At 64.7% G+C, this 12,155-nt stretch carries 12 protein-coding genes; 6 read left to right on the forward strand and 6 right to left on the reverse strand.

What is annotated here, in order from left to right; genetic code table 11:
- The first annotated feature begins 95 nt into the window (after nt 1–95).
- Genes RX327_RS17030 through RX327_RS17050 form a run of 5 tightly spaced genes read left to right on the forward strand, consistent with a single transcriptional unit; the run spans nt 96 to nt 5,688 of the window.
- The gene (locus tag RX327_RS17030) at nt 96–2,663 is read left to right on the forward strand and encodes a TonB-dependent receptor (protein ID WP_317250906.1); all 2,568 of its coding nucleotides are present in this window, start codon (nt 96–98) and stop codon (nt 2,661–2,663) included.
- A gap of 20 nt (nt 2,664–2,683) precedes the next feature.
- Nucleotides 2,684–3,373 carry a Fe2+-dependent dioxygenase gene (locus RX327_RS17035; protein WP_317250907.1) on the forward strand — a complete coding sequence of 230 codons (690 nt, stop codon included), beginning with the start codon at nt 2,684–2,686 and terminating at the stop codon, nt 3,371–3,373.
- Nucleotides 3,374–3,376: 3 nt separating this feature from the next.
- Nucleotides 3,377–4,414, forward strand: a complete 1,038-nt coding sequence (gene exbB, locus RX327_RS17040) for a tonB-system energizer ExbB (protein ID WP_317250908.1) — start codon at nt 3,377–3,379, stop codon at nt 4,412–4,414.
- Nucleotides 4,415–4,417: 3 nt separating this feature from the next.
- Complete coding sequence (gene exbD / locus RX327_RS17045; protein ID WP_317250909.1) at nt 4,418–4,882, forward strand: TonB system transport protein ExbD; 465 nt, start codon at nt 4,418–4,420, stop codon at nt 4,880–4,882.
- An 11-nt stretch (nt 4,883–4,893) separates the two neighbouring features.
- A complete protein-coding gene (locus RX327_RS17050; protein ID WP_317250910.1) occupies nt 4,894–5,688 on the forward strand; it encodes a TonB family protein in 795 nt (264 codons plus the stop codon).
- A 140-nt stretch (nt 5,689–5,828) separates the two neighbouring features.
- Here the strand turns inward: RX327_RS17050 and RX327_RS17055 are convergent, their stop codons facing one another.
- From RX327_RS17055 to RX327_RS17070, 4 genes are all read right to left on the reverse strand, one after another.
- Nucleotides 5,829–7,064, reverse strand: a complete 1,236-nt coding sequence (locus RX327_RS17055) for an ABC transporter substrate-binding protein (RefSeq protein ID WP_317250911.1) — start codon at nt 7,062–7,064, stop codon at nt 5,829–5,831.
- 195 nt (nt 7,065–7,259) lie between these two features.
- Nucleotides 7,260–7,667 (reverse strand): hypothetical protein, encoded by a 408-nt coding sequence (locus RX327_RS17060; RefSeq protein WP_317251273.1) that lies wholly within the window; start codon nt 7,665–7,667, stop codon nt 7,260–7,262.
- Nucleotides 7,668–7,770: 103 nt separating this feature from the next.
- A complete protein-coding gene (locus RX327_RS17065; RefSeq protein ID WP_317250912.1) occupies nt 7,771–8,451 on the reverse strand; it encodes a site-2 protease family protein in 681 nt (226 codons plus the stop codon).
- Between the two features lie 85 nt (nt 8,452–8,536).
- A complete protein-coding gene (locus RX327_RS17070) occupies nt 8,537–9,439 on the reverse strand; it encodes a DMT family transporter (protein WP_317250913.1) in 903 nt (300 codons plus the stop codon).
- Nucleotides 9,440–9,531: 92 nt separating this feature from the next.
- Between RX327_RS17070 and RX327_RS17075 the strand changes: the two genes are divergently transcribed.
- A complete protein-coding gene (locus RX327_RS17075; RefSeq protein ID WP_317250914.1) occupies nt 9,532–10,404 on the forward strand; it encodes a LysR substrate-binding domain-containing protein in 873 nt (290 codons plus the stop codon).
- Here RX327_RS17075 and RX327_RS17080 read toward each other — a convergent pair.
- A complete protein-coding gene (locus RX327_RS17080; RefSeq protein WP_317250915.1) occupies nt 10,401–11,147 on the reverse strand; it encodes an SDR family NAD(P)-dependent oxidoreductase in 747 nt (248 codons plus the stop codon). The two genes, RX327_RS17075 and RX327_RS17080, sit on opposite strands and share 4 nt — an antisense overlap.
- Before the next feature lie 192 nt (nt 11,148–11,339).
- Nucleotides 11,340–12,074, reverse strand: a complete 735-nt coding sequence (locus tag RX327_RS17085) for an SDR family oxidoreductase (RefSeq protein ID WP_317250916.1) — start codon at nt 12,072–12,074, stop codon at nt 11,340–11,342.
- Nucleotides 12,075–12,155: the final 81 nt, after the last annotated feature.

The following is a 12,155-nucleotide window of genomic DNA, read 5'->3' on the forward strand; positions in this document are numbered from 1 at the left end:
GCATTGACAAAAAAAGTCACGCTCGATAACCGAAAGAGACAGTTCGTCGCAGCTTCATTTCGCGAACGGGCTGACTTTTCTGGGGCAAGCAAGACATGAGCAATGTGAAGGCGCCGAGATCGCTGCGCTTCGATGCAGCGATCGGTTCGGCTGATGATACCGGTTATTCCGCCACGAAGGTCTCCGCAGTCGCGAGCCTGATCGCGGTGGCGTCGTTTTCGGGGGCCGAAGCGCAGCAATCCAACCTGCCGCCGGTGAATGTCGATGCCCCGGTCGCTCGCCCGCGGCCCGTGACGTCAAAGCCCACGGCGGACCAGGTCCGCGCCCGCAATGCGCTGCGCCGCGCCGCGCGACGCAACAACCAGCAGGCTCAACAGGCGCCGGTGCCGTTTCCCAACGCCGGCGGTCTTCCCGCTGACCGCGATCCCTATGCGGATCCTGCCGCGCCGTACAAGGGCGACCGTTTGCAGGCCTCCGGGAAATATCCCGAGCCGATCCTGAACACACCGAAATCGGTCACGGTGCTGAGCAAGGAAGTGCTCGAGGACAAGAACGCCACGACGCTGAAGGAGATCGGACGCTCGACCGCGGGCGTGACGCTCGGCTCGGGCGAGGGCGGCAACGCGTTCGGTGACCGCTTCTTCATCCGCGGCTTCGACGCGCGCAACGACGTCTTCATCGACGGCATCCGCGATCCCGCCGTCTCGATCCGCGAGAACTTCTTCACCGAGCAGATCGAGATTCTGCGCGGCCCCGGCTCGTCCTTTGCAGGCCGCGGCACCACCGGCGGCGCGATCAACATCGTCACCAAACAGGCGACGACGCAGAACAGCTTCTACAACATGGACACCACGTTCGGCACCGATCGCACCAAGCGCGTAACGCTCGACGTCAACCAGGTGATCAGCCCGACGCTGGCGATCCGCGCCGGCGGACTGTTCCAGGATGCCGGCGTCGCCGGCCGCAGCTATGTCACCGACGACCGCAACGGCGCGTTCGTCGCCGGCACGTGGAAGCCGGTCGACGCGGTGAAGATCACCGGAAACTACATCCACACCGAGCTGACCGGACTCCCGGATTTCGGCGTGCCTTATTATCGACCGAGCACCGCGAGCACGGCCGGCGGCCCGTTCCCGGATTTTGGCGTCAACCGCAACAATTGGTATGGTTTCGTCAACCGCGACTTCTTCAGGACCGGGCAGGACATCGGCACCATCAACGCCGAGGTGCAGATCACGCCGGACCTCGTGGTCAGCAACAAGATCCGGGAATCGCGCTCGACCCAAAACTACATCGGCACGCTGCCGGGAGCGCCGACGCTGGCCGCGGGCGCTCCGTTCACGGCGTATACGCTGAGCGCCAATCCGCAAAGCCGCTACCAGGTCACCGACGTGTTCGCCAACCAGACCGAGGCGACCTACAAGTCGGTCGACGGGCTCGGCTTCAAGCACACGACGACGGCCGGCGTCGAATACGACAACGAGCGGTCCTCGATCGACAGATATCTCGGCCTGAGCTCGGAAATAACGACCGGCACATCGGCTTTCACGGGAAGCGGATCGCTCTCCGGCGTCAGCGTGTTCAATCCGCAATACACCAACATTCCATTCCCGATTCCGTCGGGGCTGTCCGGGATGCCGACCAAGATCGGGATCGACACCACCAGCGGCTACATCATGGATACCGCGAACTACAATGACTTCGTGATCCTCAATGGTGGCATCCGCTACGACGACTACAAGATCAACACGTCGGGATATCTGACGTCGGGCAACAGGACCACATTCGGCAGTCAGTCGGCCGACTTCGGGATGCCGAACTTCAATCTCGGCCTCACGTTGAAGCCGTTGCCGAACGGCAGCGTCTATGCGGCCTATGCGACCTCGTCGAACCCTGTCGGCGCCGAGTTCGACGGTACCAGCACGGCGTATGGCGGCCTGTCTCCGGTGCTGAACGGCGGCAATACCCAGATCTTCGGGCCGGAAAAGAACAAGGCGATCGAAGTCGGCACCAAGTGGGAATTGTTCGATCGTCATCTGTTGGTGACGGCGGCGCTGTTCCAGACCGAGAAGGAAAATGCGCGTGAATCGCAGAACGTGAACAACGCGGCCGCGGCCGCGGCGCTCGGCTGCTCCTATCCGACCGGGACGACCGGCAACATCTCCTGCATCACCGCGGGCGCGGCCTACCGCATCCGCGGCATCGATCTGGGCGTTGGCGGCAAGATCACCGACAAATGGAGCGTGTTCGGCGGTCTCGTGCTGATGCAGTCGGCAGTGACGAGGTCGCTTGCGCCGCCGGCCAACACCATCCTGTACTCCAGCAATGTCGGACTGCCGCTCGCCAACGTCGCGCATCAGTCGTTCAGCATGCTGACCAAGTACCAGCTCACCGACATGTGGGAGCTCGGTGGGCAGGCTGTGTATCGCTCGAAGGTCTATGGTGGCACGCTGCTCGCGGCCAACCAGGGCACCTCGATCCCGAGCTACTGGCGCTTCGACGCCTTTGCCGAAGCAAAGATCGACAAGCACTGGACGATGAAGCTGTTCGTCAACAACATCTTCGACAAGCGCTACTACGACGCTCTGTACCAGAGCGCGGCGCCGTTCGTGCTCGAAGCGCCGGGGCGCGCCGCGTATCTGGTTGTTTCTGCGCGTTACTGACGGAGGCTTCGCGGCGACAGATGCTGGTCTGTGTTCCCAACGTATTGAGCAAGGCTGATGTGGCGGACTTCCGCCGCATCATGGCGCAAGCCGAATGGGAGGACGGTCGCTCGACCGCCGGCGCCGCGTCCGCGATGGTCAAGCTCAACGAGCAGCTGCCGCCCGACAGCGAGGTCGCGCGGCAGCTCGGCAACCGCATCCTGTCGGCGCTGTCGGCTAGCCCGCGCTTCATCTCGGCGGCGATCCCGCTTAAAATCTTTCCACCCTTGTTCAATCGTTATGTCGCCAGCGACGGCCATCATTTCGGCCTGCACGTCGACAATGCGATCCGCGGCGACCGCCTGACCGGCCTTCGCATCCGCACGGACCTGTCGGTCACGCTGTTTTTATCGGAGCCGGAGGACTACGACGGCGGCGAGCTCGTCATCGAAGACCTCTACGGATCCCATGAAATCAAGCTGCCGGCGGGCGATCTCGTGGTTTATCCTGCTTCCAGTTTGCATCTGGTCACGCCGGTCACGCGGGGAACGCGGGTTGCGTCTTTCTTCTGGCTTCAGAGCATGATACGGGACGATCAAGCTCGGAGCATGATCTTTGACCTCGACACCGCGATACAGGCGCTGGTGGAACGGCTCGGGCGTGACGATCCCGAAACGGTCAAATTGACGGGTATCTATCACAACCTCATCCGTCACTGGGCCGAAGTGTAACTGATGATGACATTCAAGTTCCCCGCTGCGTCTGCCATGATCGCCTCGCTGGCGATGCTGATGCTGGCCGCGCCGTCTTCGGCGCAGCAGCAAACGGCGCCTGTAGCGCAGCCCGCACCCGTGACCCGGCCTCAGCCCGCACCCGCGGCCCAGCCGGCGGCAGCCCAGCCTGCGCCGACTGCCCAAGCCGCGCCGGTGGCCGCCCAGCCGGCACCGCAGGCCCAGGCCGCGCCGGCCCCTGCCGCGGCGGCTCCGGCACCGACGGCGAACGAGGCGTCCCTGGCCGCGCCCGCGAGCGGCGACAGCAAGTCGCTGAAGTCGACCTCGACCGGCCTGCACGAATTGTCGCCGTGGAATATGTTCTTGAACGCCGACATCATCGTGAAGGCGGTGATGCTCGGTCTGGCATTCGCCTCGCTCGTGACCTGGACGGTGTTCATCGCCAAGATGGTCGAGCTGACGGTAGCGCAGCGCAAGCTGCGCGGCGCGCTGGCCAAGATCGCTGAATCGCGCTCGCTGGCCGAAGCGCAGTTCGCGCTCGGCGCCAAGGGCAGCGTGCTGTCGTCGTTCATCGCCGCTGCGATGCGCGAGGGGCGCCTGTCGGCGGGCATCTCGAGCGACAGCGGCATCAAGGAGCGCGCGGCTTCCAGCTTTTCCGAGATCGTGCGCGCGGAACAGCGGCGTATCCGGATCGGCATGGGCGTGCTTGCGACCATCGGCTCGACCTCGCCCTTCGTCGGCCTGTTCGGCACGGTCTGGGGCATCATGAACAGCTTCATCGGCATCTCGAAGTCGCAGACCACGAACCTCGCCGTGGTCGCGCCCGGCATCGCCGAAGCGCTGCTCGCCACCGCGATCGGCCTCGTCGCCGCCATTCCCGCCGTCATCATCTACAACCATTTTTCGCGCGTGACGAAGGGCTATCTCGAGCTCGTCAGCCGCGCCTCGGGCGCGGCGGGGCGGCTGCTCTCGCGCGATCTCGACCGCACCCATGGCGACGTTCCGCGCAACGCGCATGCGCGCGCCGCGGCGGCGGAGTAGGCGATGGCAGTCTCGATCTCCGAGAACGATGGCGACGACGATTTCGCGGAATCCCACGAGATCAATGTCACGCCGTTCATCGACGTGATGCTGGTGCTCCTGATCATCTTCATGGTGGCGGCGCCGCTCTCCACGGTCGACCTGCCGATCGATCTGCCGACGTCGAGCGCGGCGCCGCAGAAGAAGCCGGACAAGCCGACCTATCTGAGCATCAAGCCCGATCTGACGCTCGCGATCGGAGAGAACGCGGTGAAGCGCGTCGACCTGGTCAATTCGCTGGATGCCGTGCCCGACATGAGCCGGGACAAATACGTGTTCGTGCGGGCCGATCGGATGGTACCCTATGGCGAACTGATGGGCGTGATGGAGCTGCTGCGTGCCGGCGGCTACACGCACGTGAAGCTGGTCGCGCTCGAGGGCGTTCCAGGAGCGCCCGCGGCCGCGCCGGCTGATTCTGCCAAACCCTGACGGCGAACGCGATGTCCACCAACCCCGATCTCGACCTGCGGACCTCGAAGCGGCTCTGGGTGATCGCTGCCGTGACGGCGGTCGGGCTGCATCTGGGCGGTGCCGCGCTGGCGCTGACCAATTTGCGCGGCGACGACGGCGATGAGGGTCTCGGCGCCGCTGGCGCGGAATATGCCGTCGAGCTTGCCTCGGCGGATGTGCCCGACGATGCTGCACCGCCCGGCGCGCCGGCTGACGAGCAGCAGGCCGTGCAGGAAATGGCGCAGCAGAAGGCCGAGGTGAAGGACACCGACCTGCCTCAGGAAAAGCCCGTGGAGTCCGACGACCCCGATCGCATCGTGACGGAGGATACCGCGAAGAAGCAGAAGGAGGAGGAGGCCAAGGTCGCCAAGGTCGAGACCAATGCGCAGGAAGCGCAGCAAGCCTCGGAGTTGGCCGCGCCCACCAAGCTGGAGGACGCCCGTCAGTCGGAGACGACCAAGGCGCCCAATCCCGGCATCGGCAAGGACAAGCTGCTGCTGACCGCCAAATGGGGCAAGAAGATCAGCGCCTATCTCGACCTGCACAAGAAATTTCCCGAGAACGGCAAGGCCAAGGCAGCCAAGGTGAAGGTCGCACTTGTGCTGAATCGCCTTGGCAAGGTGTTGTCGGTTGCCGTGCTGGAATTGTCCGGAGATGCCGCCTTTGACGACGCGGCGATCTCGATGGTCCACCGGTCCGATCCGGTCCCGGCGCCGCCGGCTGACCTGACCGACGATCAGTTCTCCTTCAGCCTCGACGTCAATTACAACAAGCCGAAGAAGTAGCGAGCCGCGGCCGGCTGCGATCAGACCCTGGCGTCATTCCGGGGCGCGACACGTCGCGAACCCGGAATCCATTTATCCATTGAATGTGCCGCTGCTCAATTCCGGGTTCGTCGTTTCACGCGGCCCGGAATGACGTTGCCTCAGCTCTTCTTCACCAGCGGGCAGACGCTCTTCTCGAGCGGCAGCCAGGCTTCGTCCGCGGGGATGGTGGCGACCAGCTTGTAATAGTCCCACGGATATTTCGACTCGGACGGCTTCTTCACCTCGAACAGATAGGCCGGGTGGATCTTGCGGCCGTCGACGCGGATCGAGCCCTTGCCGAACAGGGGATCGTCGGTCGGTAGCTCCTTCATCTTGGCGACCACGGCGCGGCCGTCATGCGGATTGCCGCCGAGCGCTTCCAGCGCCTTGAAATAGTGGATCAGCGACGAATAGACGCCGGCCTGCACCATGGTCGGCGGGTTCTTCTTGAAGCGCTCCATGAAGCGCTTGGAGAAAGCACGGGTCTGGTCGTTCATGTCCCAGTAGAACGTCTCGGTGAAGTTCAGCCCCTGCGCGACGTTGAGGCCGAGCGCGTTGATGTCGGTGATGAACAGCAGCATGCCGGCAAGCCGCTGGCCGCCCGAGACGATGCCGAATTCCGCGGCCTGCTTGATCGCGTTGGTGGTGTCGCCGCCCGCGTTGGCGAGCCCGACGATCTTGGCCTTCGAGCTTTGCGCCTGCAGCAGGAAGGACGAGAAGTCGGCATTGTTGAGCGGGTGCTTAACGCCGCCGAGCACCTTGCCGCCGGTGGCGGTGACGACCGCGCCGGTATCACGCTCCAGCGCATGGCCGAAGGCATAATCCGCGGTGAGGAAGAACCAGCTATCGCCGCCCGCCTTGGTCAGCGCCTTGCCGGTGCCGTTGGCGAGCATGTAGGTGTCATAGACCCAGTGCACCGTGTTCGGCGAACACTGCGCGCCCGTGAGGTCGGACGAGGCGGAGCCCGAGTTCAGGTTGACGACATTCTTTTCCTTCGAAAGGTTGGCAATCGCGAGCCCGACATTGGAGGCTGCGAGATCGACGAACACGTCGACCTTCTCGACATCGATCCACTGCTTGCCGATGTTGACCGCGACATCGGGCTTGTTCTGATGATCGGCCGAGATCAGATCGATCTTCCAGCCCTTCGCCAGCAGCCCGGAATCCTCGATCGCCATCTGCGCCGCCACCGTCGAGCCGGGACCACCGATATCCTGATAGAGGCCGGACTGATCGCCGAGCGCGCCGACCTTGGCGACCTTGTCCATCGTCTGCGCCGACGCACCGCCGCAGAACGCAAAACTCGTGGTCATGACCAGGGCCGTCGTGACCGAGGCTGCAATGGAACGCTTCATCTTCCCTCCAGTATGATTTTGCTTTTTGAGTTCCGCATTATGCCCGGCATCGGGCGCATCGCCTAGGGCGCTGGCGTGATCGCTCGCGCGCGATATTCCACGCCACGGCGGTTGCGCAGCCGGTGACGCGCGACGGGATGCCGCGGCGTGCGGAGGTCGATCATCAAACGCGGATAGGGTGAAGCGCGGACGGCGCTATTTCCAGTAGTACCGGATCGCGACGTAGACCACGACGAGGCAGGCGAAGATCAGTGCCACCGGCATCGAACGCTTGGCGTTCGGGTCGGAGGTGCTCGCCTTCTTGGCGGGCAGGCGGCGGAACGTCGTGACGTTGCCATTGTCGGCGACGGGCTCGCGCGAGCGCGCCGGAACCTCCGGCGCTTTGCCGGCGCCGCCCATCTCGACATAATAGGTGCGGTACATCTCCTGGATGGTTGCCTCGCCGGCGTCGGCTTCGCTCATCTGTCCCAGCAGCTTGTTGTAAATGGCCAGGAAATTCTGGGCCTCGGGTGGAAGTGCGGACGCCCCGTTGAGCTTGGCCATCATGTTCCAGGTGGCAAAATCGGCGCGGGCGCGGGTGTCGGCGCGTCGCGCGATCAGCATATCGGCAGCTTTGACCACCATGGCCTCGAAGCGTTCCTGTCCTCAACGCGCGACCCGGAAAAATGGCTACCGGTTTTTCGATCGGGTCGTGCGCAGATCAAGGCTATGTGTTTCCGGTAATGAGGAGAAGGGCGTTGATTACATAGCCGGTCAGAGTTCGCAGTATCGTTGAAATAACATCAAGATTTAGGCCGACCTGCTGGCCGATCACCGGCAGCAGGATCAACAGCCCGATCAGGATCAGCATGCCGTAGGGCTCCAGCCGGGCGAGCGGGATCGCCAGCGGCCGCGGCAACAGCCCGACTGCGACCCGGCCGCCGTCCAGCGGCGGGATCGGCATCATGTTGAAGATCGCGAGCACGATGTTGATCAGGAAGGCGTTTTTCAGGTTGTCCGCGGTCCATTTTGCGGCATCGGCGGGCACCAGGGGCAGGGCATGGAAGGCGAGGGCCGCGGCCAGCGCCAGCAGGATGTTGGTGACGGGCCCAGCCAGCGCCACCCAGACCATGTCGAGCCTGGGGTTGTTCAGCTTGCGGAAGTTCACCGGCACCGGCTTGGCATAGCCGAACAGGAATGGCGAATGCGCGAATAGCAGCATCGCGGGCAGGATCAGGGTGCCGAACGGATCGATATGCCGAAGCGGGTTGAAGCTGACGCGGCCGAGCTGCGAGGCCGTATTGTCCCCGAGCCGGTCCGCGACGAAGGCGTGCGCGGCCTCATGAAAGGTGATCGCAATGACCACCGGCAATACCCAGACGGAGATGTCATAGAGGGAGATGTTCAATGGCGTGCCGCCTCGGGTTCGCTGGGACCGGACCTCAGGCTAGCACGGATTCGCTGAAGGCCTTGCTGGCGAGCGTTGCCGCAGGTCAGCGCATGTCGGGGGCGACCGCGTGCGCCAGCGGCGGCTGGGTGGTCGCGATCCAGATGCCGACAAAAACGGTGACGATGCCGGCCGCCAGATTCCAGCGCAGCGGTTCGTTCAGCAGCCAGGCCCCGACCAGCGATGCCGTGACCGGATTGACCGTCACCGAAATCGCGACGCGCGTCGGCGTCGTCCGCTCCAGCGCGAAGGCCCAGAGATAGAAGGTCAGCGCTGCGCCGAAGGCGCCCAGATAGAGGGCGCCGAACCATTGCGGCGCGCCGAAATCGGCAACCGGCGCAAAACTGCCGCGCAGCAGCGACGCTGTTATGAGGACAACAGACCCGGCCGCCATCGCGAGCGTGGTGAAGGGGATCGGGCCGGAGCGGCGGATATAGGGTTTTGACCAGATGCTGTAGAGCGCCATGCACAGCGCGGCTGCGACCATCAAGAGGTCGCCGCGCCAGGCGTCGGGTGGCGCCGTGGCGAGGCCGGAGAGCAGCGCCATCGAGACGCCGAGGATGGTGATCAGGACGCCTGCGGTTTTGCGTGCGGTGAGCGCTTCGGCGCCCAGCGCTGCGCCGACCAGCATGGTCAGCAGCGGCAGTGTCGACAGAGCCAGCGCGCCGCGCGCGGCGGTCGTGAAGATCAGCGACGCGTTGAACAGGATCGGAAACAGCGCGAAGAACAGCAGGCCGAGGCCGGCAACGCCGAGCCAGTCGTGCCGCGTCGGCCAGCTCCGGTGTTGCAGCAGTGCCGGCGGCAGCAGCAGCAGGACGCCGATGCCGAAGCGGAACGCGCCGATCGCCAGCGGGTCGATGGCGCCGACCAGAAACCGCGTCGCCCCGATCGAAGTGCCGCCGAGCGCGCTCGATGCCACCGCCGCCAACACCCCCCAGATCTCGCCCATTCCGTTCGCCCCTTGGTTTTGCTTGCACAATCTAGGGATGGGGACATAATCAGGGAATGGAATAGATTTGATCAACTAAATCACAGATCGTTATGAACGCGCCCATCATGGACCCGGATCTTCTGCAGGCCTTTGTCGCGGTGGCGGAGCATCGCTCCTTCACCCGCGCGGCCTCGGCGCTGAACCGGACCCAATCCGCCGTCAGCATGCAGGTGAAGCGGCTAGAAGAGCGGCTGCAGGCCGAACTGTTTCACCGCAGCACGTCAAGTGTCGACCTGAGTGCGGCAGGCGAGGGATTGCTCGGCTATGCCCGCCGCATCCTGAGCCTCAACGCGGAGGCGGTCGGCCGGGTGCGCGCGCACGGCACGGATGGGCGGGTTCGCCTCGGCGTGATGGACGACTATGGGACGATGATCGTCCCGCCGCTGCTCAAGGACTTCATCGCCGGCTATCCGCTGATCCATGTCGAGATGGAGACGGGGCTGACGTCGACAATGACCGATCGGCTCGGCGAAGCCTATGACCTCGTGATCGCGATGCACCCTGAGGGACGCGGCGAGGGCGAGTTGCTGCGCACCGAGCCGGCGGTGTGGGCCGCGAGCGCCGCGCATCGCGTCGAGGAGCTCGATCCGCTGCCGGTCGCGCTCTATCCGCAGGGCTGCTTGTTCCGGAGCTGGGCGATGCAGGCGCTGGACCAGGCGAACCGGCCGTGGCGGCTCGCCTATGTCAGCCACGGCCTGTCCGCGGTCGAGGCGATCGCGGCGCAGGGCCTCGCCGTGACCGTGGTCAAGTCGGGGACGTTTCCGCCGACGCTGCGTCGGCTGACCGCGCGCGACGGCATGCCGCAGCTGCCGCGGGCCGAGATACGGCTACATCGCGCGCAAAACCTGTCGCACGCGGCGTCACTCCTGGCCGATCATCTCGTCGCGGCGCTGCGGCAGCCGGCGAGGCGAGCGGCGAGCTAATAGGTCGCGCGTCCACCGGAGATGTCGAACACCGCGCCGGTCGAGAACGCGCAATCCTCGGATGCGAGCCAGGCCACCATCGCGGCGAGCTCTTCCACCAGCACGAAGCGTCCCTTCGGAATCTTCGACAGCATGAAGTCGATATGCTGCTGCGTCATCTGGTCGAAGATCGCGGTCTTCGCCGCTGCCGGCGTCACCGCGTTGACGAGAATGTCGTGCGCGGCGAGCTCCTTGCCGAGCGATTTCGTCAGCGCGATCAGTCCGGCCTTGGACGCCGAATAGTGCGCCGCGTTCGGATTGCCTTCCTTGCCGGCGATCGAGGCGATGTTCACGATGCGCCCGTATTTCCGCTCGAGCATCGCCGGCACGATGGCCTTGCAGACGATGAAGGGGCCGTCGAGGTTGATGCGCAGCACCTTGCGCCATTCCTCGAGATCAGTCTCCCAGACCGGCTTGTTGACGCCGGCGATGCCGGCATTGTTGACGAGAATGTCGATCTTGCCAAACGCGCGCAGCGTTTGATCACGCGCGGCGTCGACCGCGTCGGGATTGGTGACGTCGGTCTTGATCGCGATCACGTTCTCGCCGATCGCCCGCGCGGTCTTCTCGGCCAGCGGCTCGTCGAAATCCCAGATCGCGACCTTGGCGCCTGACGCGACAAAGCGCTCGGTGATGGCGCGGCCAAAGCCCTGCGCGCCGCCCGTGACGACGGCGACGCGGCCGTTGAGATCGATCTTGTTCATTGCTTTGTCCTTTGACGTTTTCCTCAGATGCTGCCGCGGCGGAAGTCGGCTCCCTCGCTCCGCTGTTGCGGGGAGAGGAGTGGGGTGAGGGGTTGTCTCCACATGCGTTGGCGGAGATGTCGTGCCTTGCCCCTCACCGGGATTGCTTCGCAATCCGACCTCTCCTCGCAGAAGAGCGGGGAGAGGTTAGAGTTAAAGCGTCCAGCCGCCGTCGATCACGTGGGCGACGCCTGTCGTGAACGAGCTTTCGTCGCTGGCAAGATAGACGGCGAGCGCGGCGATTTCCTCGGCGGTGCCGAGCCGGCCCATCGGCTGGCGCGCAACGAACATCTCGCGTCCCTGAGGGCCGGCAGCCGCCGCACGCTCAAGCATCGAAGGCGTCTCGATGGTGCCGGGGCAGATGCAGTTGCAGCGGATGCCCCTGGCGATGAAGTCGGCCGCGACCGAGCGCGTCAGTGCCGCGACCGCGGCCTTGGTGGCGCTATAGACGTAGCGGTTCGGCGCCGCCTTCACCGCGCCGGCGGCGGAGGCGATGTTGACGATGGCGCCGCCGCCCTGCGCCAGCATGCCGGGCAGGAAAGCGCGCGTGGTGCGGTGCATCGACTTGACGTTGAGGTCGAACGAGAAATCGAAGTCCTCCTCCGAACATTCCAGGATGGTGCCGTGGTGCACGAAGCCCGCCGCGTTGAGCAGAATGTCGATCTTGCCGACGCGTTTTGCCATTGCCTCGACGGCTGCGGTGTCGCGCACGTCGAGCTTCGCAACCTCGGCGACGCCTTCCTGCTTGAGCAGCGCAAGTTTGCCTTCGTCGATATCGGTCGCGAACACGGTCGCGCCCTCGCGGGCAAAGGCCAGCGCGCAGGCGCGGCCGATGCCGACGGCCGCTGCGGTTACGAATGCGCGTTTGCCCTTCAGGCGGTCTGACATGCGTTTCTTCCTTCTTTGGCGATTTGGCGTGTCATGCGCGGGCTTGACCCGCGCATCCATCTTCCGAGGAACGATGGCTTG

This window comes from Bradyrhizobium sp. BEA-2-5 (assembly GCF_032918025.1).
In the GTDB taxonomy this organism is placed as follows: Bacteria; Pseudomonadota; Alphaproteobacteria; order Rhizobiales; family Xanthobacteraceae; genus Bradyrhizobium; species Bradyrhizobium pachyrhizi.